The 25,142-nt window shown below is 43.4% G+C and carries 21 protein-coding genes, 10 tRNA genes and 1 rRNA gene; 6 read left to right on the top strand and 26 right to left on the bottom strand.

Annotated elements, in window-relative coordinates; translation table 11 throughout:
- Positions 1 to 135: 135 nt before the first annotated feature.
- Both B5X77_RS01155 and B5X77_RS01150 read right to left on the bottom strand, forming a co-directional pair.
- Positions 136 to 1,371 (bottom strand): ATP-binding protein, encoded by a 1,236-nt coding sequence (locus B5X77_RS01155; protein ID WP_079504326.1) that lies wholly within the window; start codon positions 1,369 to 1,371, stop codon positions 136 to 138.
- A 389-nt stretch (positions 1,372 to 1,760) separates the two neighbouring features.
- Positions 1,761 to 1,961 (bottom strand): cold-shock protein, encoded by a 201-nt coding sequence (locus B5X77_RS01150; protein WP_023626356.1) that lies wholly within the window; start codon positions 1,959 to 1,961, stop codon positions 1,761 to 1,763.
- Between the two features lie 258 nt (positions 1,962 to 2,219).
- Between B5X77_RS01150 and B5X77_RS01145 the strand changes: the two genes are divergently transcribed.
- From B5X77_RS01145 to B5X77_RS01135, 3 genes are all read left to right on the top strand, one after another.
- Entirely contained in the window at positions 2,220 to 2,393 is a 174-nt protein-coding gene (locus B5X77_RS01145) for a hypothetical protein (protein WP_257391689.1), read from the top strand.
- 354 nt (positions 2,394 to 2,747) lie between these two features.
- Positions 2,748 to 3,104, top strand: a complete 357-nt coding sequence (locus tag B5X77_RS01140; protein ID WP_079504324.1) for a DUF485 domain-containing protein — start codon at positions 2,748 to 2,750, stop codon at positions 3,102 to 3,104.
- Positions 3,101 to 4,627: a solute symporter family protein gene (locus tag B5X77_RS01135; RefSeq protein WP_079504323.1), complete on the top strand. Its 1,527-nt coding sequence runs from the start codon at positions 3,101 to 3,103 to the stop codon at positions 4,625 to 4,627. Before B5X77_RS01140 ends, B5X77_RS01135 begins: the two co-directional genes overlap by 4 nt.
- Before the next feature lie 140 nt (positions 4,628 to 4,767).
- On the opposite strand, the gene B5X77_RS01130 is transcribed toward B5X77_RS01135, so the two are convergent.
- The 5 genes from B5X77_RS01130 to B5X77_RS01110 all read right to left on the bottom strand — a co-directional run bounded on the left by B5X77_RS01130 (position 4,768) and on the right by B5X77_RS01110 (position 9,353).
- A complete protein-coding gene (locus B5X77_RS01130; RefSeq protein WP_079504322.1) occupies positions 4,768 to 5,475 on the bottom strand; it encodes an ABC transporter ATP-binding protein in 708 nt (235 codons plus the stop codon).
- Positions 5,475 to 6,254: an ABC transporter ATP-binding protein gene (locus B5X77_RS01125; protein WP_079504321.1), complete on the bottom strand. Its 780-nt coding sequence runs from the start codon at positions 6,252 to 6,254 to the stop codon at positions 5,475 to 5,477. Before B5X77_RS01125 ends, B5X77_RS01130 begins: the two co-directional genes overlap by 1 nt.
- Positions 6,229 to 7,203 (bottom strand): branched-chain amino acid ABC transporter permease, encoded by a 975-nt coding sequence (locus tag B5X77_RS01120; protein WP_079504320.1) that lies wholly within the window; start codon positions 7,201 to 7,203, stop codon positions 6,229 to 6,231. The genes B5X77_RS01125 and B5X77_RS01120 overlap by 26 nt, the downstream gene beginning before the upstream one ends.
- Positions 7,204 to 7,218: 15 nt before the next feature.
- Positions 7,219 to 8,097 (bottom strand): branched-chain amino acid ABC transporter permease, encoded by an 879-nt coding sequence (locus tag B5X77_RS01115; protein WP_079504379.1) that lies wholly within the window; start codon positions 8,095 to 8,097, stop codon positions 7,219 to 7,221.
- Between the two features lie 92 nt (positions 8,098 to 8,189).
- Positions 8,190 to 9,353, bottom strand: coding sequence for an ABC transporter substrate-binding protein (locus B5X77_RS01110; RefSeq protein WP_079504319.1), 1,164 nt, complete (start codon positions 9,351 to 9,353; stop codon positions 8,190 to 8,192).
- Positions 9,354 to 9,713: 360 nt separating this feature from the next.
- Between B5X77_RS01110 and B5X77_RS01105 the strand changes: the two genes are divergently transcribed.
- Positions 9,714 to 10,778 carry a M14 family zinc carboxypeptidase gene (locus tag B5X77_RS01105; RefSeq protein ID WP_079504318.1) on the top strand — a complete coding sequence of 355 codons (1,065 nt, stop codon included), beginning with the start codon at positions 9,714 to 9,716 and terminating at the stop codon, positions 10,776 to 10,778.
- Positions 10,779 to 10,913: 135 nt separating this feature from the next.
- A complete protein-coding gene (locus tag B5X77_RS01100) occupies positions 10,914 to 12,701 on the top strand; it encodes a CocE/NonD family hydrolase (RefSeq protein ID WP_079504317.1) in 1,788 nt (595 codons plus the stop codon).
- Between the two features lie 190 nt (positions 12,702 to 12,891).
- Here B5X77_RS01100 and B5X77_RS01095 read toward each other — a convergent pair whose 3' ends face one another.
- From B5X77_RS01095 to sigW, 7 genes are all read right to left on the bottom strand, one after another.
- The gene (locus B5X77_RS01095) at positions 12,892 to 14,148 is read right to left on the bottom strand and encodes a GGDEF domain-containing protein (protein ID WP_079504316.1); all 1,257 of its coding nucleotides are present in this window, start codon (positions 14,146 to 14,148) and stop codon (positions 12,892 to 12,894) included.
- Between the two features lie 255 nt (positions 14,149 to 14,403).
- Positions 14,404 to 16,206, bottom strand: coding sequence for a glutamine--fructose-6-phosphate transaminase (isomerizing) (glmS, locus tag B5X77_RS01090; protein ID WP_079504315.1), 1,803 nt, complete (start codon positions 16,204 to 16,206; stop codon positions 14,404 to 14,406).
- Between the two features lie 502 nt (positions 16,207 to 16,708).
- Entirely contained in the window at positions 16,709 to 18,058 is a 1,350-nt protein-coding gene (gene glmM / locus B5X77_RS01085; protein ID WP_079504314.1) for a phosphoglucosamine mutase, read from the bottom strand.
- Positions 18,059 to 18,095: 37 nt separating this feature from the next.
- Entirely contained in the window at positions 18,096 to 19,325 is a 1,230-nt protein-coding gene (locus B5X77_RS01080; protein WP_079504313.1) for a CdaR family protein, read from the bottom strand.
- The gene (cdaA, locus tag B5X77_RS01075; RefSeq protein WP_079504312.1) at positions 19,318 to 20,145 is read right to left on the bottom strand and encodes a diadenylate cyclase CdaA; all 828 of its coding nucleotides are present in this window, start codon (positions 20,143 to 20,145) and stop codon (positions 19,318 to 19,320) included. Before cdaA ends, B5X77_RS01080 begins: the two co-directional genes overlap by 8 nt.
- A 221-nt stretch (positions 20,146 to 20,366) precedes the next feature.
- A complete protein-coding gene (locus B5X77_RS01070; protein ID WP_079504311.1) occupies positions 20,367 to 21,023 on the bottom strand; it encodes an anti-sigma factor family protein in 657 nt (218 codons plus the stop codon).
- A 15-nt stretch (positions 21,024 to 21,038) separates the two neighbouring features.
- Positions 21,039 to 21,602, bottom strand: coding sequence for an RNA polymerase sigma factor SigW (gene sigW, locus B5X77_RS01065; RefSeq protein ID WP_079504310.1), 564 nt, complete (start codon positions 21,600 to 21,602; stop codon positions 21,039 to 21,041).
- 243 nt (positions 21,603 to 21,845) lie between these two features.
- On the opposite strand from sigW, the gene B5X77_RS01060 reads away from it, so the two are divergent.
- Entirely contained in the window at positions 21,846 to 22,016 is a 171-nt protein-coding gene (locus B5X77_RS01060; RefSeq protein WP_079504309.1) for an aspartyl-phosphate phosphatase Spo0E family protein, read from the top strand.
- A gap of 84 nt (positions 22,017 to 22,100) precedes the next feature.
- On the opposite strand, the gene rocF is transcribed toward B5X77_RS01060, so the two are convergent.
- The 12 genes from rocF to rrf form a co-directional block, all read right to left on the bottom strand.
- Positions 22,101 to 22,997 (bottom strand): arginase, encoded by an 897-nt coding sequence (rocF, locus tag B5X77_RS01055; protein WP_079504308.1) that lies wholly within the window; start codon positions 22,995 to 22,997, stop codon positions 22,101 to 22,103.
- Positions 22,998 to 23,521: 524 nt separating this feature from the next.
- A tRNA-Ala gene (locus B5X77_RS01050) sits at positions 23,522 to 23,597 on the bottom strand.
- A gap of 3 nt (positions 23,598 to 23,600) precedes the next feature.
- Positions 23,601 to 23,675, bottom strand: a tRNA-Gly gene (locus tag B5X77_RS01045).
- 70 nt (positions 23,676 to 23,745) lie between these two features.
- A tRNA-Lys gene (locus B5X77_RS01040) sits at positions 23,746 to 23,818 on the bottom strand.
- Between the two features lie 154 nt (positions 23,819 to 23,972).
- A tRNA-Gln gene (locus B5X77_RS01035) sits at positions 23,973 to 24,047 on the bottom strand.
- 54 nt (positions 24,048 to 24,101) lie between these two features.
- Positions 24,102 to 24,186 (bottom strand) — tRNA-Tyr (locus B5X77_RS01030).
- 15 nt (positions 24,187 to 24,201) lie between these two features.
- A tRNA-Thr gene (locus B5X77_RS01025) sits at positions 24,202 to 24,277 on the bottom strand.
- 37 nt (positions 24,278 to 24,314) lie between these two features.
- A tRNA-Val gene (locus tag B5X77_RS01020) sits at positions 24,315 to 24,390 on the bottom strand.
- 56 nt (positions 24,391 to 24,446) lie between these two features.
- A tRNA-Glu gene (locus B5X77_RS01015) sits at positions 24,447 to 24,521 on the bottom strand.
- Between the two features lie 18 nt (positions 24,522 to 24,539).
- A tRNA-Thr gene (locus tag B5X77_RS01010) sits at positions 24,540 to 24,612 on the bottom strand.
- 41 nt (positions 24,613 to 24,653) lie between these two features.
- Positions 24,654 to 24,728, bottom strand: a tRNA-Asn gene (locus B5X77_RS01005).
- An 81-nt stretch (positions 24,729 to 24,809) separates the two neighbouring features.
- Positions 24,810 to 24,925 (bottom strand): 5S ribosomal RNA (gene rrf, locus B5X77_RS01000).
- Positions 24,926 to 25,142: the final 217 nt, after the last annotated feature.

Below are 25,142 nucleotides of genomic sequence, written 5' to 3'. Positions count from 1 at the left end.
CCCCTTCCTGTAAAACAATTATAGAAATCTTTTAAAAATTATTATAGCTCAATATTGTATTTCGGGGCACAAAATTTTACCTGAATATATAGGAAAAAGAAGACAGTTTCCCGCCTTCTCTGCCAGAGGTCGATATTATTCACAAGGCAGCAGGATTGTGAAGGTTGTGCCTTTTCCTTCTTCACTCTCGACATTGATCCTTCCACCCATCCTTTGAACGATATCATAGGAAATCATCATCCCCAAGCCCGTGCCTTTCTCCTTTGTTGAGTAGTAAGGATGTCCAAGCCGGGCGAGCTGCTCTTTTGTCATGCCGATACCCTCATCCCGGAACTGGATCCTGACATAGTCTCCCTCAACCTTGGCGATGATAAAGATGCTACCACCTGAGGGCATGGCTTCTATCCCATTTTTAAGGATATTGATGAACACCTGCCTTATTTCATGGGCATCGCCCTTAATGGAAAGATTCTTATCAATCGCCTCAACCAATTCTGTATTTGCAAGATGCGAATAAGATCTCATGAAGGCAATGGTTTCTTTTAAAATAGCACTTAAGTCGATTTTATCCTTCGTGCCTGTATTCGGTTTGGCCAGTGCCAGGAAATTATTGATAATTGTCTGGGTTCGGTCCAGCTCCTGAAGCGAGATTGTTATAAAGAGATTCTGATTATCACTCAGGTTCTTTTCACCCTGCAGAACTTGCATGAAGCCTCTGATTGTGGTCATAGGATTGCGGATTTCATGAGCAACCGAGGCAGCCAGCTGGCTGATAGCCGAGAATTTCTCTGCCTTGTGGAGCTCATGCATCAGCTTGATCTGCAAATTGGTCATTTCAATGATATAAATGATCACAGACAAGGCAATGAAAGACATGAGCGAAAATACGAGCAAATACTTGTAATCCCCCGCATTGCCAGAGTTGATCAGCGCAGCAAGTCTTGTAGAAGTAATCAACGCATTGACGAAGAGACCCAGCGCAATTTTCCTGTTGACTGTCGTGATCTTGTATGGATTTTCAATCGCTAAAAAGAGAAGCAAGATAACCCCGTAATTGATTGCAGTAACGGGAAGTTTGTCTATGCCCACTAGGCCTTGTAAAAGTATAAGGACCGCTACAATTAAAAAGCCATCCGTCCGGCTTAAATAAAAGAAGGCAATGAAGACGGGAATAAGCTTCAAATCGAATTCCATGCCTCCATGGAACCTTACAGGAAGCGCCATTGTCACTAACAGCGCTGCCAGTATGGCCAGTTTAAAGATTTGTTTCTTATATACAGAACGCTTCTGCATCCATAAAAAGTTATACATAAAACCTAGTGAGAGTATTATGGAAAAATGCAGAATCAAATCCTTAATGAAATCTATCATTGTATCCCCCGGGACCCTTGAGATTAAGAATAATTACCTACATATCCATTATCCACTTCACAGGGTAATTCTTCAACGGAAAATTCTGATATTTTGATTATTCACCTATTAATTTAAAATAAAGTTTTTTAACAGACTCACAAAAACTTATGGTATAATAAAAACAACCATTGCTTTACCACAGTAAAAACCCCGCTCATTTTTGAGTGGGGTTTTTTTGTGCCTTCATGATTAGTCGGGCCTATATTAATCCAAAGTCTGTATTCAGCAATGATTTGTTTTCGCATTCACGGTCTGTTTTTGGCAGACCACAGAATTAGAAATGGCAGTTAAGACAAAAAAACAAGCCCTGATTAGATCAGGACTTGTTTGTATGGGCTAATCCGTTATTATAGTTTTGTAACGTTAGCTGCTTGTGGTCCACGAGCACCTTGTTCTACGTCGAAAGAAACTTCTTGGCCTTCTTCAAGAGTCTTGAAGCCTTCGCCTTGGATAGCTGAGAAGTGTACGAATACGTCTTCTCCACCTTCACGCTCGATGAATCCGAAACCTTTTTCTGCGTTGAACCATTTTACTTTACCGTTTTCCATTTTTGTTGCCTCCTAGTGTGATATCCACACAATTTGTTACTATTCTTGTCTCAGTGATATCCAGGCGAATCAAGCAGTGCATGTTCTTTCCTTGCATACCGAACAAAAATAATTCTTCCTAAGAATAACAGAATTGAAAGCATAGTGCAAGCTTTAAGGAATTTTCCAAAAACAGGTCTTTGTAAATACTGGGTTTGAATATCAAAAGAATGAACGAAACTATGGTATAATAAAGAGAACATGAAAGGGCGTGGCCAATTGAAAAGCGCAACCAACCTTTATAAAACAGGGCAATCTGTCAATATCAAAGAAACAGGCGAAACAGTGACAATCCTGAAAACCCAATATGTAAAAAATATGAAAAGATACTCGTACACTGTTAAAGAGCATCCCAGCACCTTCTATTTTGAGGAAGAATTGGCGAAAATCTAGGTTCCTGCATATTATTGTACGAAAAAAGCGTGCCCAGGCGAGCACGCTTTTTTATATACTCCTCATTTGACATACAACACGCTCTGCTTCCTCCAGCTGTTTTTACTAAAAAAACTGAATATTTATTAATCCCCTACTATTAAAACTTCCATCATCAAACTTCTACTCTTTAGAAAGTTGCCATTTTTATATGTACCATGGTCATTTACACAGAAAATAGTCTATAACCAGAGATATTTTGAATTTACAAATTTTTCAGATAAAACTATAATGATATGCATAGTATTTTAGACAAGAGGAGGCATGGGAAGAGCAATTTTTCATTATTCAATTAATTTAAGGAGGGAATATTTAATGGCTACGAACCCATCAACCATTAAAAAGCAAAAGAAGCAGATTGAAAACTCCATTGATTATTCAGCAATTGTCCAGTCCGCAAAGTTCCAGCAGCTGCTTAAAGAAAAAAGAAGCTTTTTACTGCCATTTTCTTTATTTTTTTTAGCATTTTACTTTACGCTGCCTATTCTGACCGCTTACTCTACTGTTTTAAATACTCCTGCTTTCGGCTCGATCAGCTGGGCCTGGGTATTTGCATTTGCGCAATTTATCATGACATGGTCCTTGTGCATCATTTATACAAAACGAGCCGCTAAATTTGATGAAATTGTGGAAGAAATAAAAAGCAAGCACGCCAGGAGGAATGTTTCTTGAATACTTTAGCTTTTACCCTGTTCCTTGTAATTGTTGGACTGACGCTTGTCATTACTTATTTCGCATCAAAACGGACAAAGACCACAAGTGATTTTTATACAGCCGACAGCAGTTTGACTGGTTTTCAAAATGGTCTCGCCATCGCAGGGGATTACATGTCTGCAGCTTCTTTCCTTGGCATCGCCGGAATGATTGCGCTTTCAGGCTTTGATGGCTTCTTTTACAGCATCGGCTTTCTTGTTGCTTACCTTGTGGTTCTTTATCTGATCGCTGAGCCGCTCAGAAACTTGGGAAAATATACAATGGCCGATATGATTGCAGCCCGTTTTGATGATAAAAAAGTACGTGGTGTTGCAGCTTTGAATACCATTACTATCTCTATTTTTTATATGATTGCACAGCTAGTTGGGGCAGGCGCACTTATCAAATTATTATTAGGGATCGATTATCTGTATTCAGTGTTGATTGTAGGCGCGCTAATGACTGTCTATGTTGTGTTTGGCGGAATGACCGCCACCAGCTGGGTACAGATCGTAAAGGCCGTCTTGCTGATGTTCGGTACATTAATTATCTCGATTATCGTCTTTGCGAAATTCGACTTCAGTGTGCTTAAAATGTTCAATGAAATGAAAACGGCTACACCGCTTGGAGAAGGATTCCTTAACCCAGGGAACAAGTTTAAAAATCCTTTGGATACTATTTCTCTTAATCTGGCACTCATTCTGGGTACAGCAGGTCTGCCGCATATCCTGATTCGTTTCTTTACCGTAAAAGACGCCGTTACCGCACGAAAATCGGTTGTGTATGCGACCTGGATCATCGGTGTATTTTATGTTATGACCATTTTCCTGGGCTTTGGTGCAGCAGCTTTCGTTGGATACGATAATATTGTGGCCGCTAATGCAGCAGGTAATATGGCTGCTCCCCTGCTTGCACAAGCGCTCGGAGGCGATTTCCTTTTTGCCTTTGTTTCCGCTGTCGCATTTGCAACGATTCTGGCAGTAGTTGCCGGCCTTGTTCTTTCAGCTGCCTCCGCTTTTGCACATGACTTCTATGGACATATCATGCGCCGAGGGCAAGCTACTGAAAGAGAGCAGATGGTTGCTGCAAAACTTGCATCCGTGGGTGTTGCGGTCCTATCTATCATCCTTGCATTATTCGCCCAAAAGCTCAATGTTGCTTTTCTTGTAGCATTGGCTTTCGCAGTAGCAGCTAGCGCGAATCTTCCTGTGTTGATCTTTACGATTTTTTGGAAACGCTTTAATACCGCTGGTGCAGTCACAGGAATGCTCGTTGGACTGATCAGCTCACTCTTCCTCGTGGCAATCAGCCCGAATGTCTGGTCTCCAGAAGCAGGCGCAGCCATCCTTGTAGGTGAGCCGCTGATCAGCCTGACAAACCCTGGAATCATTTCTATTCCTTTAGGTTTCATCGGTGCTTATCTCGGAACTCTCTTATCAACTAAAAAATCAGATGCCAAGAAATATGATGAAATCCTGGTAAAAGCAAATACAGGATTGTAAAATGATCAGCACAAACCGGCCCTTTTTTAAGCGGCCGGTTTATTTTTTGTTTTTACCACCCTCACATACCTGCTTGGCTTAAAAGCTCATGATCCTGTGACGAAAAAAAAACCGCTCCAGTACAGGAACGGTTTACTTGATTAATGGCCTCCCAGATAGGCCATTTTAACTTGTTCGCTTGAGTTTAATTCTTCTGCCGTGCCAGACAGAACAACACGGCCGGTTTCTATGACATAGGCTCTGCTTGCGATAGACAGGGCCATATGAGCGTTTTGCTCCACGAGCAGGATTGTTGTTCCGCTTGCATTGATTTCTTCGATGATCCTGAAAATCGTTTTAACAAGCAAGGGTGCAAGGCCCATTGAAGGCTCATCCAGTATAAGAAGCCTCGGGCGCGCCATCAGCGCTCGCCCCATTGCCAGCATTTGCTGCTCCCCGCCTGACAGGGTGCCAGCTAACTGTTTGCGGCGTTCCAGGAGCCGTGGGAAAAGATCAAACACTTTCCCTAAATCCTCTTTGATGCCAGCCTTATCTTTTCTCAGGTATGCCCCTAAATCGAGATTTTCTTCTACGGTCATATTAGCAAAGACACGACGGCCTTCCGGTACATGAGATATTCCCATTTTCACGATAGATTGTGCTGCCTTGCCGGCAATCGATTGGCCCTCATAAATGATTTGCCCTTGCTTGGGCTTTAAAAGCCCTGAAATTGTTTTTAGCAGCGTGCTTTTACCTGCTCCATTTGCGCCAATCAAAGTGACGATTTCCCCCTGGTTAATTTCCAGGGAGACACCTTTCAACGCTTGTATATTTCCATAATAAACATTGATTCCCTCTACCTTCAGCATTATGAAACCTCCTCACCCAGGTACGCTTCGATGACTTTCGGATTATTCCTTATTTCCTCAGGTGTCCCCTGGGCGATCAATTGGCCATGATCCAATACATAAATACGTTCGCAAACTCCCATAACAAGTCCCATATCGTGTTCAATCAGGAGAACTGTCAAATCAAACTTTTCACGGATTAGCGCAATAAGCTTCATTAGCTCTTTTGTTTCCTGAGGATTCATCCCTGCAGCCGGCTCATCCAGCAGCAGCAATTTGGGATTTGCAGCGAGAGCGCGGGCTATCTCCAGACGGCGCTGCTGCCCATATGGCAGGTTTTTCGCTTTTTCATCCTTATAACGGTCAAGCCCGAAAATTTTAAGGAAATCCACCGCTTTTTCATCCATCTCTCTTTCACCTAAAAAATGCGGCGGCAAGCGTAAGATCGAACTGAGGATAGAATGTTTGGCAAGTGAATGGTAAGCTACTTTTACATTATCTATCACAGATAGTTCCCCAAATAGGCGGATATTCTGAAACGTACGGCTGATGCCTTTTCTTGTTATTCTATACGGCGCAAGCTTATTAAGCTTTTCTCCGTTCAGCAGGATGCTCCCTTCTGTTGGTACATAAACTCCTGTGAGAAGGTTGAAGAATGTAGTTTTACCAGCACCATTCGGGCCAATAAGGCCTACAAGTTCTCCTGGATACAGTTCAACATTGACATCTGCGACCGCTCTCAGGCCTCCGAACCTGATCCCGGCATTATCTACTTTAAGCAACGGTGTGCTTTGAGCCATCGTGTGTTCCTCCTTCTGCTGCCTTTCGCTTCTTAAACAGTGAAGTAATTTCACGTGTTCCCATTAAACCCTGCGGCCTGTACAGCATAGTAACAATAAGAACAAGGCTGTAGATAATCATCCTTGTCTCAGGATATTCCTGAAGGAACGTTGAAACAATCGTAAGCAGGATAGCAGCGATGACAGAACCCGAAAGGCTTCCAAGTCCTCCAAGAACAACGAATATCAGGATATCAAATGATTTCAGGAAGCCAAAATTCGATGGCTGGATAATGTAAAAGTTGTGGGCGTAAAGTGCCCCAGCTACACCTGCAAAGAAAGCGCCGATCGCAAATGCGACTACCTTGTAGAGAGTTGTATTGATTCCCATTGCATCCGCAGCCGTTTCATCTTCTCTTATGGAAATACAGGCCCTTCCATGGGTTGAATTAGTAAAGTTGACAATGACGATAATTGTAATCAGCATACATGCAAACGCCCAGCCCCATGTTGTTAAATGCGATACCTGCATGCCGCTAGCCCCGCCAACATAATCAACATTAAGAAGGACAATACGGACGATTTCTCCGAATCCCAGTGTAGCGATTGCAAGGTAATCACCCTTCAGGCGCAAGCTTGGAATGCCAATGAGAAGTCCTGTAAATGCAGCAGATAGCCCTGCTATAATGATGGCTGCAGAAAATGGAAGCTGCAGCTTCATCGTGATGATAGCAGATGCGTAAGCTCCGACGGCTAAAAAACCTGCATGACCTATTGAGAATTGCCCTGTAATGCCTATGATGAGGTGCAAGCTGACAGCAAGGATAATATTAATCGCAATAAATGTTATTGTGTTTACATAGAAACCGTTCAAAATACCTGTCAAAATCAATGCTTGTACGATTCCGAATGCGGCCAGAGACAGCAGGATAGAGAGCCAGAAGCTTTTGGATTGATTGAATAATTTCATAGCCAGTCCTCCCCTTTACACTTTCTCTTTAATGTTTTTCCCAAACAAGCCAGACGGAAGGAAAATCAGTATAAGGATAAGGACTATAAAGGCGACTCCATCACGCCATAAGGAATAACCAAATGCAGAAACAAGTGCCTCGATGACCCCAAGCAGCAGGCCGCCGACCATCGCTCCAGGGATGATTCCGATTCCGCCAAGAACTGCGGCGACAAAAGCCTTCAGTCCAGGAATGATTCCCATCAGCGGTTCGATTTTAATATAGTAAGTGCCAAAAATGACACCAGCAGCACCTGCAAGTGCAGAACCAATTGCAAATGTTGCAGAGATTGTATTATCAACATTGATCCCCATTAGCTTGGCTGCCTCTGCATCGTGGGATACTGCGCGCATCGCCTTTCCGATTTTAGTCTTATGGACGATAAATTGGAGAATGACCATAAGCGCTACAGATACCCCAAGAATGAACAGAGATTGACTGGATATAGACAACCCGAAAATGTCAATCGTTTCTTTTGGCAGCACGTCTCTAGGATAGGCTTCAGGCTGAGCACCGCGGCCATAGATGACGCCATACTCAATCAGCAGCGATACACCAATTGCTGTTATCAGCGCCGCTATGCGTGTTGCATTCCGCAGCGGCTTATACGCAATACGCTCGATGAGCATTCCGAACAAAGCACAAACTGCCATGGATATAAGCAGTGCCGGGAAAAAGGATAGTTCCAATATTTTGATAGAATAGAAGCCTACAAAGGCACCTACCATAAAAACGTCTCCATGTGCAAAATTGATTAATTTTACGATGCCATAAACCATAGTATAGCCAAGGGCAATCAAGGCATATATGCTGCCCAACGAAATTCCATTCACTAATTGCTGTACAAGTTCCATAAATGAACTCCCCTTGAATGCATTTTCAATACAGTATTTACAGTTCATATAAGAAAAGGAGGACATTGACAGCCCCCCTCTCATTCTCCTGCTTATTCAGGAGCTACGTTTGTTTTGAAATTTTGCTGTCCATCTTCATAAACAAGAATGGCAGCAGATTTAACAGGGTCATGGTTTTTATCTAATGTAAGTTTACCGGAAACTAGTTGAAGATCCTTAGTCTTCTCTAATGCTGCTTGGATCTTTGCAGGGTCAGCGCTTCCTGCGCGCTTAATGGCATCAGCAAGATAATAAGCCGTATCATATCCTAGGGCTGCGAAGGCATCCGGAGTCTTGCCTTTGTACTTTCCTTTGAATGCTTCTACGAACTTCTGGATATTCTCTGATTTATCCCCAGCAGAATAGTGATTTGTGATATATGTGTTATTAAGGGCATCTCCTCCAGCGATTTCTACAAGCTTAGGAGAATCCCAGCCATCTCCGCCCATGAAAGGAACATCGATTCCAAGTTCACGAGCCTGCTTAATGATTAAACCAACTTCTTCATAATAACCAGGAAGGAAGATGAAATCCGGATTTGCTGATTTGATTCGAGTCAATGTAGCGCTGAAATCTGTATCTTTAGCTACATAAGCTTCCTCAGCAACTATTTCTCCTTTGTATGCTTCCTTGAATGAAGCAGCAAGCCCCTTTGAGTAGTCACTTGCACTGTCAATGAATACAGCCGCTTTTTTAGATCCCAAGTCTTTTTCTGCAAAATTCGCAGCTACTGTCCCCTGGAATGGGTCAATGAAACAAGTCCTGAAAACATAGTCATTCAGCTTGCCGTCTTTATTAGTGATATCTGGATTTGTTCCAGTTGGAGTAATGAGCGGAACCTTGTTATCCTGGGCCACCTGCACCTGGGCAAGCGTATTTGTAGAAGTTGCCGCGCCTATGATGGCCACAACCTTATCCTGGTTAACAAGCTTGATGGCGCCGTTTGTTGCTTCTGCCGCATCTGACTTGTTATCCACTTTTACCAGCTCAATCTTCTTGCCGTCAATTCCCTTTTTGTTAATTTCCTCCAGAGCGAGTTCCAACCCTTCCGAGATAGATTGTCCATAAGAAGCCACTCCGCCAGAGAGTTCAATGTTTGCGCCGACTTTAATCGTGTCGCCAGAACCCCCGCTGCTCTTTGTTCCGCCGCATCCGGCCATTGCCCCGGCTATTAACGAAAACGATAGAAAAATTCCTGCTAATCTTCTTTTTCTCATTTTGCTTTCCCCCCAATTTAAATTTCGGAAAACTAAATATCAAACTTTTCCCAATAAAACTAATATTCAGAAAAATTGTACATTATACTAGGCTTCTTCGTCTAGTACTAAAATATTTTTTTGCCATAGAAATTAAAATATAATATAGAATTTTATTAAAAACGGCAGTTAACAGACAAAACCAATTACTTATGTCCTAATTGATTGGGTCCTAACCAAAATGATCATGTTGTAAACTCCTTCTTTTTTACTTATTTCGAACCACGAAATTTGTCTTAAAAATAGGCAGCTTACTCTATTAATTATTTTTATAATTTTCAGTAAAATCTATTTGTGTCTACTATTTTAGGAGGAATGAATATGACTTTAAAAAAGAAAGTATTATCAGTATCCTTATCAAGCTTGATGGCTCTAGGTGCGATGACAGCTGTTTCACTTCCAGCAGGTGCCGTTGGAAATGGTCCTTCTGCCGGGAACGGTTCGGTTCAAACTTCCATCCTGCATACATATGATAGCTTTGTAGATTATCTGAAAACCCAGGATGCCAAACAAGAAGCATTGAACCTTGAAGTGATCGGACAGACCGTCAAGGGCCGTGACATCTACATGGCAAAGTACGTCTCCAATCCAGAGAATCCAACGGTACTGTTCCTCACTCAGCAACACGGAAATGAACAGCTTACCACTGAGGGTGCCCTGGAATTCATCAAACATTTAGGTACTGGCAAAACAAGCGGTGTACTTGAAAATGTGAACATCCTTGTAATTCCAATGCTCAATGCAGATGGGGCAATGGGAGATGTAGACTTCTCTCTTGAAGACTACCATGCGGATGGCGACCGCCACCTCACCCGCTATAATGCAAATAAGGTAGACCTTAACCGCGAACATGATAAAGCGACCAGCGACATGGAGCCCGAAGTACGCGCGCTTCATGAAAACGTTTTTGCCAAATATGACATTGACTATATGATTGACCTTCATCACCAGGGCACCCTTAGTGAGACCGAAGGCGAGCTAGTATCAGGATCGATTCTTTACCCAACAAATGCAAACGTGAAGCCTGAGGTGCTTGAGCGCTCCAAGAAACTCGGTGCAGTAGTGTACAACACTCTCGAGGAAACAGGCTGGGGCCACATCGGCAAATACAATGGGGGTTCAGGAGCGAATATCGGACGTAACGGTGCGGCTGTACGATATGACATCTCTACACTTTTATTCGAAATGCGCGGCATGTCCGACCATTACATTGAATCATACGCTCTTGGCCAGAAGAGCAATGGCTATCTGATCAAGCAGACGATCCTTACACTGGATGAGACGGTTAAAGCAATTGCGGATGGTTCAATAGAAACAGCTGATACAAGCTTCTGGGATACGCTCCCTCAGCAGACAAGCAGACAGAATGAAGAGGCGGACGAATAAGAAAATGCGGCAGTGTGATTCACATGAGTCACACTGCATTTTTTTGTCTAAAAATAGAACACGACATTTATAGGGATATAAGTGTGGTCAGGTTTTTCGTAAGATGAATATATAACCGTTACAGGAGGCTTGCTGATGAAACTAATGCCTTTATCGATTATTTTTATGGTCATGTTCAGCCTATTTACTGGTCCTGCCTCATCCCAGGCCGCTTCAGGACAGGAGTGGGAAAGCACCCTTTATGACCGCCCGGAACAGTATTCAAGTGTTATAACAAAGAAAGATATTTTCATCACTATGAGGGATGGGGTTATTTTAGCTGCCGATGTCCACCTTCCAGATGGACCAGGACCATTCCCGGTCATTCTCACGCAAACCCCTTATAACAAAAATGTAAGCAGCTCTGAAAATCTTAACGAATATTTTATTAAACGCGGCTATGCACATGTGATCGTTGATGTCCGGGGAACCGGCGCATCACAGGGTGCATGGGATTCCTTTGGAGAAGCCGAACAGCGTGATGGCAAGGAACTCGTTGAATGGGCAGCGAGCCAGTCATGGAGCAGCGGAAAGGTCGGATTATACGGCTCCTCTTACCGGGCCATCAACCAGCTTTTAACTGCTGCCCAGCAGCCTGAGGGCCTGAAAGCTATTTTTCCAATCGTGCCGATGGGTGATATGTATCGCGATATCCTTATGTCCGGCGGGTTGATCAACACTGGATTCATCCCGCTCTGGCTTGGACTTGTTACAGGCAGTGGCCTGCTGCCGCCTTCCTATACTCTGTCAGATCCAATCATGGGAACGACAGTATTGTTAAACCATACAGGACAGACACTTGGCTTTCCTGTGAGCACTCTGAGCTCCGCCATTACTGGCGGTGAATTTGCTTACAATGGCCCTGCAGCACAGCTGAGGTCTCCCTTGTCAGTGGCAGACCAAATTAAAGTCCCTGCATTTTTCACAGGCGGACTCCATGACCTCTTCCAGCGCGGCACCCCGCTTCTATATGAAAAATTAAAAGCAAACGGTATCCAAACAAAGCTTCTCATGGGCAACTGGACGCATGGTACTTATGGCAGCGGTCTTCCTGCCGACAATGTGCCAGCCCTTGACCAGCTCGCCTTAAGGTGGTTCGACCAGTATTTGATGGGAATGAACACGAACATCAACAAAATACCTGATGTCACTCAATATGTCCTTGGTGAGGATCGGTTCGAGGTCCAGCCTGGATGGCCTCATAAGAATGTGAATGCTGAGAAGTTTTATCTGCGCCGCGGTAATCTTTTGACGAAAGATTCTCCTTCATCTGCGGAACCCTCACGGACGATGCTTCAGCAGCCGCTGAATGGTATCTGCTCAGGAAGCACGAATCAGTGGATGGCGGGAATACCAGATGCCCTGCCATGTACGAAGGACAATCGCCTGACCGAAACCATGGAACTCACCTATACGACAGCACCGGTCAATGCTGACCTTCGCATCTCCGGTCCGATTGCCGCGAACATTTTTGCAAAAACAACAGCCAGGGAACTGGTTTTGTCTGTTCGTGTGACCGATGTTGCGCCAGATGGGACTTCACGTGAAATCACTGCAGGCTGGCTTGCAGCCTCACATAGGTCAGTCGATGAAAGCAAGAGCCGCTTCCTTGATGGAGAGAATATCCAGCCATGGCACCCATTTACAAAGTCAGCGTCGAAGGAAGTCAAACCATATGAAGTTATGGAAATGGACATTGAAATTTTCCCTAGCAACTTCGTCATCAAAGAAGGGCACAGACTTCGGGTTGCCATCGGGCCAAGCGACTTCCCTCATTCCATGTCGCCTGTACCACAGCTGCTCGACCAGCTCGGCGGATTTGCAACCATTTTAAATAACTCCAAATACCCATCATCGATTGTGCTGCCGGTGGTGGAGGAATGATAGAATAGGCCTGTCCGTCAAATCGGCAGGCTTTATTCTAATGTTTGCTGGATGTCTTTATATTAGAACACACTTGTTATTGTAAAAAACTGCTTCTTCAATGAAAACAAGATACATGCAAATAAGCAGCGGCCCGTTCATGGGGCAACCACGCTAAAACTAAAAAAAGCAACAACCTAATTTTAATAGGTTAATTGCCTTTACCATTAGAATTTTCATCTATACCATTTTCTCCGGTAATACGGTTTCTTCCCAGATGCTTTGATTTCAACAAAAGATTATCCGCGTATATATATCCTTTTTCGATAGAAGAAATTTCATGAAAATTATTAAAGTAGAGACCAAAAGATGAGGTAAAAGCAATTATATGATTTCCCTCATTAAATTCGATGTCCAGCTTTGTGTTTTCGAGTTCCTGTCTGATTTCCTCCAGGAGGTCCAATGTTTCTTGATAGGTACGGTTCCGCAGAAATAAAGTAAACTCCTCCCCTCCGCTCCTGAAAAGATAGTCATCCTCTTTCAAGAAGCCAGTTAAGAACTTAACATAATATTTTAGAACTTTATCACCTATAGCATGGTTATATGTATCATTTATTAATTTAAAACGGTCAATATCTGCAACCACAATGCCCATCGGTTGCTCCAAATTCGACAGTTCCTTGATCTTCTTGTCCATAAAAGCTCTATTGTTGGCCCCAGTTAAAGCATCTTTATAGGCCATTGTTTCAAATTTATCTCTCTCCAACTTGTCTTGGATATTAATCGTTTTCATTATAATAGAGCGATTAACAAAGTAGTTTAGAACCAGCAGTCCAATAAGGTACTCCCACTCTTGTTGTTGAAGAAAAACAAATAATAATCCGTTTGTCAAAACGGTCTTCCCAATATCAAGTAAGTTCCAGTAATTATAAAATTGATAAGCATCTTTCCATGATTTTATTTCTTTTATTAACCAGAAATAAACCAGAATGATCGTGTCAGAAATAAATGCTGCTCCCACTGAAATCAGAATGAAGGTAACCCAGATCCCAAAGGGAATATGGGCAGCAACGGGCCATAGCTTTTCGTACAGATAGTAGGCTATTATGTTTGCAGCTGAAAACGTTACAATATTATAAAAGGTATATAAATATGGTTTGTCATTCGTCTTTTTCTTCCATATATTGATCAGAAGTGAGGAAACATGATTTAAGATTTCATAAAGGAAAACCCCAACAGGCCCAGCATAAATAGCGATCGCTATACCATAATTTATAGAGTATTCCGTAGCTACACCTTTTATTTCCGACTGAATGTTCAAATGATAATTAAAGACCGTTAAAAGTGTAAAAAGAAATAGGGCTATGAATAAATCGTTCGTGCTGATTTCAACTTGATTCCCCCAAAAAACAGCACTTGTGACAAATAAAAAGAGAATTAAATAATAAATGTTCTCTTTTCTCAGCACAAAATCGCCCCGCTTCCCTTTTAATGACTAAATATTATATCGGAAAAATGCCCTGTTTATTTATGTTTTATTATCGAGATTATTTAATTCCTCGTTGTATCTGTTTTACCAATAAAGAATAATAATTTCTTCTGAGTAAAGCATGGATTGAAGTTTTCAGGAAATAAAAAGACTGGATCCCAAAAGAGATCCAGCCGGATAACCTATTAGAAGGCCTCTCCCTGATTAGAGGAGGAAAAGGCCCGCAGGATAATATTACTCAACCGTTACCGACTTAGCCAGGTTACGCGGCTTATCGACGTCACAGTCGCGGTGCAATGCTGCATAATATGAGATCAACTGCAGCGGGATTACTGAGATAAGAGGTGTTAATAGGCTGTGCACTTCTGGAATGACGAAGCGGTCTTCGTCTGTTTCCAGTCCGCTCATAGAAATGATGCACGGGTTTGCTCCGCGCGCTGCCACTTCTTTAACGTTTCCGCGGATGCTCAGGTTGACGAATTCTTGTGTTGCAAGAGCAATGACTGGTGTGCCTTCTTCAATCAAGGCGATTGTTCCGTGCTTCAGCTCTCCGCCTGCGAAGCCTTCTGCCTGGATGTACGAAATTTCCTTAAGCTTCAATGCGCCTTCTAGACCAACGTAAAAGTCGATTCCGCGTCCGATGAAGAATGCGTTTCTTGTCACAGTAAGGTATTCGCGCGCGATGCTTTCGAATTCTTCTTTGTCATCGCAAAGGGCTTCCATTGCATTAGCAACGATTCCTAATTCCTGAACAAGATCGAAGTTTACTTCATGGCCAAGTCGGCGAGCTGTAACTTCCGCTAAAATCGCCAGTACAGCAAGCTGTGCTGTATAAGCCTTTGTTGAAGCAACAGCGATTTCAGGGCCTGCATGAAGAAGAAGCGTGTAGTCCGCCTCACGAGAAAGCGTTGAACCAGGTACATTCGTAATTGTAAGTGCCTTGTAACCCATTTCCTTCACCTGAACAAGAACCTGGCGGCTGTCCGCAGTTTCTCCGCTCTGTGAAATGAAAATGAACAATGGCTTTTCTGATAGAAGCGGCATGTTGTAGCCAAACTCACTTGAGATGTGAACTTCTACAGGAATCTTTGCCAACTTTTCGATGAACTGCTTGCCAACAAGACCTGCGTGATAGGAAGTACCAGCAGCAATGATATAGATACGGTCAGCTTCTTTCATCGCAGCAACGATGTCAGAGTCAATTTCAAGAGCACCTTCGCCATCCTGGTAGTTCTGGATGATTTTGCGCATAACAAGCGGCTGCTCATCGATTTCTTTGAGCATGTAGTGAGGGTATGTTCCCTTTTCGATGTCACTTGCATCAAGTTCTGCTGTATAAGGTGTGCGTGAAACAACTTCTCCTTCAAGGTTCTTGATTGTCACTTCATCTTTAGTGACAATGACCATTTCCTTGTCCATCAGTTCAACATATTGGCTTGTTACCTGAATCATTGCCATTGCGTCACTAGCCACAACATTAAAGCCGTCGCCAAGACCGACAAGAAGCGGGCTCTTGTTTTTCGCCACAAAAATAGTATCTTCGTTTTGTTCATCTATCAGGGCAAGTGCATATGAACCATGTAAAAGTGTCAGCGTTTTACGGAACGCTTCTTCTAAGCTTAGACCTTCGTTTACGAACAGATCGATCAACTGCACGATCACTTCAGTGTCCGTTTCACTTTTCAATTCGACATTCTGCAAATACTCGCGCTTCAATAGATCATAGTTTTCGATGACGCCATTGTGGACAAGAGTCAGTCTGCCTGTCGAGCTCTGATGAGGGTGAGCGTTCACCTTGCTTGGAGGACCATGAGTAGCCCAGCGAGTGTGGCCGATTCCAGCGTTAGCCATAACATCGTTGTCCACTGCGTTGCGAAGGTCCGCAATGCGTCCTTTTTCCTTAAAAACGTGAACTCCCTTTTCGTTCATGACTGCGATTCCCGCAGAGTCATACCCTCTATATTCTAGCTTTTCAAGGCCTTTTAATAAAATCTCTTTCGAGTCGTTATTTCCAATATATCCAACGATTCCACACATAACTTCTTTTCCTCCTGTACGACAGGGGGCAAGAAGCCTCTTATTAGGGGCGGCTTGCCCCCTTATCTCATATAATTGGTTTGAGGTCAGACTTCAAAAATCCAATCCTCTTTAGTTTTAGCATCTCCATCCTTTTGTGCATTAAGTTGCCTTAATGTTTTGAAGAGGGAATTCGCGGCTGTGCTTTCAGCCGGGAGGCATCCGCCGAAACTTCGATAAACCTCCACCTCGTCAACTAATCCATCATTACGGTCAAGGATTAGTCCTGGCGCTTTAAGCTTTCCTTTTTAATACCTCTGCCCACCCTTCCACAGATTTGTTTCTTTTTACAAAAACAGGATTATCATACATGATACTGACCCATCCGTCAATAGAAAACAAAGGAAAACCGCCCTCCCGTACAAATACCCTCTACAGGCCGGCTAAAAACTTTCCTTCCTAAATAAATATGCATAAGGGCTCTTCCATGTGCAGAAACCCTTATGCATATCCTCTTCTTTTCTTATTCTTTTAAACCCATTTCTTCTTCCACAACTGCAGCGATACGATTTACGTATTCCTGGCAAAGCTCTGCTGTTGCAGCTTCCGCCATGACGCGCACCAACGGCTCTGTTCCGGAAGGACGGACCAGTATACGGCCGTTGCCGTTCATTTCAGCTTCAACCTGTTCAATTACTTCTTTTACCTTCTCGTTATCCGTAACATGATGCTTATCCGTCACACGGATGTTAACAAGAACCTGAGGGTACTTTTTCATTTCCCCAGCCAGCTCGGAAAGCGGTTTGTTCGTGGCTTTCATGATGTTGGCAAGCTGCAGCCCTGTAAGCAGGCCGTCACCCGTCGTATTGTAATCAAGGAAGATAATATGGCCCGATTGCTCGCCGCCGAGATTATAGCCACTCTTCTTCATTTCCTCTACTACATAACGGTCGCCAACAGCTGTTTGGACGCTTTGTACTCCATTTTCCTCAAGGCCCTTGTAAAAGCCAAGGTTGCTCATGACAGTAGAAACCACAGTACCCTGTTTCAGCTGGCCGCGTTCTTTCATGAATTTTCCGCAAATGTACATGATTTGGTCGCCATCAACGATGTTACCTTTTTCATCAACCGCAATCAGGCGGTCGCCATCTCCGTCAAATGCAAGTCCAAGGTCGGCTCCCTTTTCTTTCACGAATTCAGCAAGTGCTTCTGGGTGAGTAGAACCTACACCATCATTGATATTCAGCCCATTAGGAGATGCTCCCATCGTGGAAGTATCCGCGTCCAGGTCAGCAAACAAGTGAGTAGCCAATGAAGAGGTTGCTCCGTGTGCACAATCCAGAGCGATGTGAAGACCTGTGAATTCTTCATCAACAGATTGCTTTAAGTATTGAAGGTACTTCTGTCCACCTTCGAAGTAATCATTCACCTGACCAAGATCAGCACCAACTGGACGAGGCAGCTCATCTGTCTCCAGATCCATTAACTGCTCAATCTCATTTTCCTGATCATCTGAAAGCTTATATCCATCTGGCCCAAAAAATTTAATCCCATTATCAGCAACCGGATTATGCGACGCAGAAATCATGACTCCTGCCTGAGCACCAAGCGCCTTCGTTAAATAAGATACCCCTGGTGTTGAGATGACGCCTAGCCTCATGACTTCCGCTCCGATAGATAGCAGGCCGGCAACCAGTGCCCCCTCAAGCATATGTCCGGAAATACGAGTATCACGGCCAATCAGCACCTTAGGGCGATCATGCTCCTTTGTGAGGACATAGCCTCCGAATCGTCCAAGCTTGAACGCCAACTCTGGTGTTAATTCGCTGTTCGCAACACCACGTACTCCGTCTGTACCGAAATATTTACCCATTCTTAGAATCTCTCCTTGTATGAAAAATTGCAGTCAATTAAGCTTCTTTTTTAGCAACCGATATACTGGCTTTTTCCTTTGCCAGTTTCCACGTAATGTTTTGCGGTGCTGTAACCTTCATGTCGACTTCGTGGTCTCCCTCATCTAACGTCGAAACATCAATTAAAACTTTAAAATCCTCGGCAGACAATCCAGAGACGATATCACTCGGCCCCGAGACTGTCAACTTTGTCCGGCCGTCTGTGGGATCCAGGAAATCTACTTCATAGCCAGCTCCCCCATTGATTTCAATGGGCACATTGGAAATGGTCTTCTCAGAAGCCTTCGTGACTTTTATGTTCACCTTGACCATTTCCGGTGAAACCGCGACAATTCCTTCACCAATAATGACCGGCAGGGTAATTTCCGTGTTTTCTTCAATCTTACTGACATCCACTTCTACCCTGACTCCATTGGCTTTATCAAGAACGCTTGGAGCCGCGATGATTTCCGCTTCCTTCGTTTCAAGAGTGATCGAATCGATGGTCACTCCACTTGGAGGAGTACCTTTTCGAACAATATCAATCGGTACCTTTTTGCTCGAGCTTTTTACCGGAATGGTTACTTCAACTACCCCTGGCTCTACAATGACATCCAGTTTATTCATATCTTTATCCAGGACCAGCACACTCGCTTCCCGGGTGATTGTATCAGTTATCTTCCCGGAAGAATTCACGGTAGCTTTTACATAGGTGATCTTATCAACAATATCCTTAGCTCCCGTTATTTGAACTTTATCCGGTTTGACCGTCGGCTTTTCTGCTATATAGCCATCCGCCACGATATTTCCGCTAAATTCAGCATCGACGCTGAACTCCTTTGTCACTTTCTCCTGGATGGAAACATTCGCATAGCCCGGCTCGATGGAAACAGCCAGCCTTTCGGATACATCTTTTATCGTAATGGGGACACGTTGATTTCCCATTTCAGCATCGGTCAAATCAACGAACACTTCAAAGTTTCTTAGCATTTTTGCCTGCTGAACAAGGTTTTTCGGCCCTTGGAGCTTGACCGTAACCGTCTCTGGAACCCCGGAAACGACCAGTGTATCAGTATCGTAAATCCTTTTAACCGGTACGTCCTCAACTGTCTCTACCATTTCATCTGATGGGACATTTACATCGCCTGGCTTATCCGGATCATTTTTAGGAACGGACCCAAAGAGAAGCACAGCAAGGACTAGGGCAACCACTTTTATGAACCAAGGATTATCCATCCATCTATCCATTTTTCTTCCCCCTCCAACTCCAGCGGGTAGAAGCTGCCTGCTTGATTCTTGATGGTGAAATCAGTTCGGCAGTGAGCAGTTCCCTTAATGTTTCCCCGCTCAAGTCTCTGTATAGTTCGCCATTCCGGGTAACTGACACATTGCCTGTTTCCTCAGAAACCACTATTGTGATACTGTCCGTCACTTCACTGATTCCCAGTGCAGCCCTGTGTCTTGTGCCCAGCTCCTTCGAAATGAACGGACTTTCTGACAACGGTAAATAACAAGCCGCTGCTGCAACAATGTTCTTCTGTATGACAACAGCTCCATCATGAAGCGGTGTATTCGGTATAAAAAGGTTAATCAACAGTTCAGAGGATATTCTCGAATTCAGCTGAATGCCCGTTTCTATGTAATCGCTCATTCCTGTTTCTCTTTCAATAGAAATCAATGCACCGATTCGGCGTTTAGCCATATAGTCGGTTGCCTTGATAATGGCCTCCACCATTTTTTCTTCATCTTCCTCTTCCTGCAGTCCCGACCTGGCGAAAAGCCGCCCTCTGCCAAGCTGCTCGAGTGCCCTTCGTAATTCGGGCTGGAAAATGATAATAATAGCAAGGAATCCCCAGGTCAGTACTTGTTCCATCATCCAGCTGAGCGTATTCAGTCCGAAGAAATCACTGACAAACTTTACAATCAGGATGACAAATATCCCTTTCAAAAGCTGGACAGCCTTCGTCCCACGAATAATAGCAATCAACTTATAAATGACGAACCAAACCAGGAGAATGTCAACAATATTAGCTAGATATTCTAATAAATTGAAATCCGCAAACGACATTGCACTTCCTCCAGTAGTTAGTAAGGCTTTTTTTCGAAGTTTTCCTCTAGCCTCCAAATGAACCATGTGTAAATAAAAAAAGCGGAAGATAACCAATGCACTTCAGCCTGTATTCTAAGATAACTTTCTCATTATAACATAAGCTCTGCTTAAACTAATAATGATGTCATCCATAGAATGGTTCCCCGCTATAGGGATCATCGAAATATTAATGATATCTCTTAAAAAACAGCCATTCCTGATTGGAATGACTGTTCCTTCTCGTCATTTTCAAAAAGATCCGCGGTGCTTTTCGCGGTCTTTTTAATTTGGTACCAAATCCATTCGAATACTTCATTGACTTCGGTTATTTCCCCTGTAACATTACCCGCTGAAGCCATGTACCTTTCCCCGTTGATGACGGTCAAGTTTCCTTGTACTTCGCCTTCGACTTTCACTTTGCCATTCCTGACCACCACATCACCCTTGACGACTTCCCCTTCAGGAACGATGACAGTGTCGTTTTCGACGAGCAAATTAGGCTGTTTCGAAACAGAAAACTGGTGATCCTCATTCCACGTTGAAAGAATGCTTGCAGTCATTAATGCAAGGAAAAGCGAAGCAGCTGTCAAAAGCGGATGACTTCTGAACCAGCGTTGAATTTCTGTCTTTTTCTTCTCCTTTGGCAATCCGGCCATGACCCTTGATGTAAAATCATCCGGCGCCTGAATATGGGAGGTACTCTGTACAAGGGCAATAGCCTTGTTCAATTCCCTGAAATATTCCTGGCAATCTGAGCAGCTCTGAAGATGCTCTCTTAAAATCTTTTCATGTTCTTCAGGAATTTCATCATCTAAATATTCATGCATATAGTCTATAACCTGTTCGGGACATTTCAAATTCTTCACCTCACCTTATACGTGTCGCAACTGCTGCCTAAGAGCCTCTCTGCCTCGATGGATCCTTGTCTTAACCGTCCCCAGCGGCAGATCCAGAATTTCACTGATTTCGTTCAGGCTAAGCTCCTCAATATACTTTAATACGATGACCGATCTGTATTTATCGGGTAATTTTGAAATTTCTTTTTGAATCGCATCCTGCAATTCGAGACTTTCTACCTCATCCTCTGGCAAAGGGGTTTCAGAAGGGATTTGGGAGTACATCGTCAAACCCTCTGTTCCCGGCACTTCTGCATCAAGAAAATAATCTGGTTTCTTTTTACGAATCCGGTCAATGCAAAGATTGGTAGCAATTCTGTACAGCCATGTTGAAAATTTCAGGTTTTGATTGAAGCTGTTAATATTGATATATGCACGGATAAATGCCTCCTGTGCAATATCCTCTGCCTCATGCCGATTCCCGAGCATACGGTAGCAAAGCTGGAATACCTTGTCCTTGTATATCTCAACAATCTCTCCATAGGCATTCTGGTCTCCCTTGATTACCTGTTTTATTCTGTGCTTTACGATTGTTTCCATTATTTTACCTCCGCGCTTCATGCGGCTAATCGATATACGAATCGACTCCGTAAAAGGTTTCGTTTTTTTTTATAAAAACTTTTTTTATGTATGTAATGGTGTCTATCCCATTAAAATGACTTTATTCGGCAAAAAAAGCTAAAGGCTCGATAAGTTAATATTAACAAATTTTTACCAATTTGGTTTAAAAAGTTTTTGGCTGGGTATAAAAGGACTATATTCATGAAAGCGAGGAATATATCAATGTGTGCAGAAACGTTGCTGAAGGATATTGAAAATTGCCGTAAAGAAATGGTTGAACTAGCCGAAAAAACCTCGCTGTCAAATCAACGGGTGGTAGACATCAGTACGAGACTCGACCATTTACTAAATAAATATTATCACTTATCCTCAAAAAAGCCAGTTCTATATTAATGATAAAGAGCAGCAGCCTTCACAGGGCCGCTGCTCCTATTTTTTTGCCTGACAATATCATTCTATTCCCATTCCAGGCGGTTATTATAAAAGTTTTTCTCCAAATAATGACCCCATCAGCGCTACAGCCGCGACAGCTGTCTTGTTCTTTTCATCAAGTATTGGATTCACTTCTACGAACTCAGCAGAAGTAATAATCTTGGCTTCAGCCAGCATCTCCATTGCCAGGTGGCTCTCACGGTAGCTGATGCCTCCTGTCACCGGCGTTCCAACACCCGGCGCATCGGTTGGATCCAGACCATCTAAATCAAGTGAAAGATGGACACCATCCACTTTTTCTTTCAGATAATCGATCGTTTCCTCAATGACTGCAGCCATTCCAAGACGATCGATTTCGTGCATCGTGAATACTTTAATGCCCAATTCCTTAATCAAGTCCTTTTCGCCATCATCCAAAGCTCGTGCTCCGATAAGGACAATATTCTCCGGCTTTACCTTGGGTGCAAACCCGCCTAATTGCGTCAGCATATAGTGACCCAGGCCGAGGCTCACAGCAAGCGGCATACCATGAATATTTCCAGACGGTGAGGTTTCAGCTGTATTCAAGTCTCCATGCGCATCGTACCAAATGACACCCAGATTCTTATAATGCTTGGACACACCAGCCAACGTACCAATCGCAATGCTATGATCCCCACCTAATACTAACGGAAAAGAACCTGATTCAATAATCTTGTCTACTTCATCAGCAAGCAAACTATTTTTCTCTGCCACCAGCTCAAGATTACGCAGATTGCTGTTAGGATCAATCTTCACTTCAGGCCTGCCAACCGGTATATCTCCAAGGTCCTCTATCTCATCAAAAAGAACTTTTAATCTCTCATTAATGCCAGCATAACGGATCGCACTTGGGCCCATATCAACTCCCCTTCGCGTCTGACCCAAATCCATCGGCATCCCGATAATCGAAAGTTTCTTCATTCTTGTCTCCCCCTTGCTTTCTCTCATCTCCTCCTTATTTTAAACGCTTTCATTCAGATGACTCAACTGCACAATTTTATGAATATATATACGGTTTGGAATTAAATGAATTTAACGCCTAAATATCGTTAAACCATTTCTTTTATGAGTACATGGGCTGTAATGCAGAGGCATTTTAAGAGCCTTGTTGGGAGGTTGCGAAGGTAGATCTGAAAAATCAGAAGAATTTATGGCAGCATTGATCTCTTCACCGAGGTTTTAAAGCTCATTTCAATCTTGACAGTTTTTGTTTTTGAACTTTGAAAGCTGTCTTAATTATAGTGGAATCTTGACAGCTTTATCATCTACACCTTGAAAACTGTCTTAATAATAGAGGTTTCTTGACAGCCTGGCCTTTATTCCTCTATACCTGTCTGTATTCTTGGGAAATGCGGAAAGTTATATAAACTTTAAAGTAGGAAAAATAAAAAAAGCCATAAACCCAATTTGGATTTTATGGCTGTAATGGTATTTATGTAGTGTGATGGTGGAGCCTAGCGGGATCGAACCGCTGACCTCCTGCGTGCAAGGCAGGCGCTCTCCCAGCTGAGCTAAGGCCCCATATGGAGCGGAAGACGGGATTCGAACCCGCGACCCCAACCTTGGCAAGGTTGTATTCTACCACTGAACTACTTCCGCATAATTTTATTATATAAGTAAGACCCCAAAAAATAAAGGACAAGTTCATTTTTAGGGGTCTTAACATGAGTGAGCCATGAAGGACTCGAACCTTCGACCCTCTGATTAAAAGTCAGATGCTCTACCGACTGAGCTAATGGCTCAAGTTTGAAGTGGGACAAAGACTGCCTCCACCCATTTATAATCCCTATCGCATCTGATGCTCAAAAGACCTTCGGCCTTTCTCGCAGATTGCCAGGGAAGAATACTCAATGCAGCGAGCAATCTGCTCTACCGACTGAGCTAATGGCTCATAAATGGCTGGGCTAGCTGGATTCGAACCAACGCATGACGGAGTCAAAGTCCGTTGCCTTACCGCTTGGCTATAGCCCAATGGAAAAATAAAAAGGACAGCATTTACTTGTCCAATTTTAATATGTATTAAAATGGTGGAGGGGGACGGATTCGAACCGCCGAACCCTGAGGGAGCGGATTTACAGTCCGCCGCGTTTAGCCACTTCGCTACCCCTCCACAAATTCTGGAAAATGGTGCCGGCGAGAGGACTTGAACCCCCAACCTACTGATTACAAGTCAGTTGCTCTACCAATTGAGCTACACCGGCATGAATAGAAGATTATCTTCAAAGTTTGAAAGAATAATGGTGGAGGATGACGGGATCGAACCGCCGACCCTCTGCTTGTAAGGCAGATGCTCTCCCAGCTGAGCTAATCCTCCATAATTTTTCCGCTAAGCGAAAAATAAAGTTCCTTTCTCTGTTGAGAAAAAACTTTTGGTGACCCCTACGGGATTCGAACCCGTGTTACCGCCGTGAAAGGGCGGTGTCTTAACCGCTTGACCAAGGGGCCATATAATAGTATTTTCAGAGCTTCCAAGCGGGCTCGAACCGCTGACCTCTTCCTTACCATGGAAGTGCTCTACCTGCTGAGCTATGGAAGCATATGCTGCCAGCTCAAATGACTGTCGTCATTTAGAGATAATGGCTCCGCAGGTAGGATTCGAACCTACGACCGCTCGGTTAACAGCCGAGTGCTCTACCACTGAGCTACTGCGGAATAGTGGTAATTAAACATAACTCTTGCAGATGATTCGGATGCCTCATCTTAGAAGTTCATCCAAGATGGAAATGCATCATTGCCCGGCGGCGTCCTACTCTCACAGGGGGAAACCCCCAACTACCATCGGCGCTGAGAAGCTTAACTTCCGTGTTCGGTATGGGAACGGGTGTGACCTTCTCGCCATCGCCACCAGACATTTTTAAGAACAATATTTATTATACTGTCTTTTATGCATTTTTCAAGAGGATTATCAAAGTTATTTTGCTATCGCAAAAAGTTTTGCACCCTCAAAACTAGATAATGTGTAAGAAGAATTCAAGAAGAACGAATGATCATTGTCCAGCTCCGGCTCCTAGCCTTTGCTTTTCGTTTTTGGTTAAGTCCTCGAACGATTAGTATCAGTCAGCTCCA

Origin of the sequence: Mesobacillus jeotgali (assembly GCF_900166585.1) — a bacterium.
Taxonomy (GTDB): Bacteria; Bacillota; Bacilli; order Bacillales; family Cytobacillaceae; genus Mesobacillus; species Mesobacillus jeotgali_A.
Note: the sequence above shows the minus strand (reverse complement) of the source record. Positions and strands in the feature narration are given on the sequence as shown.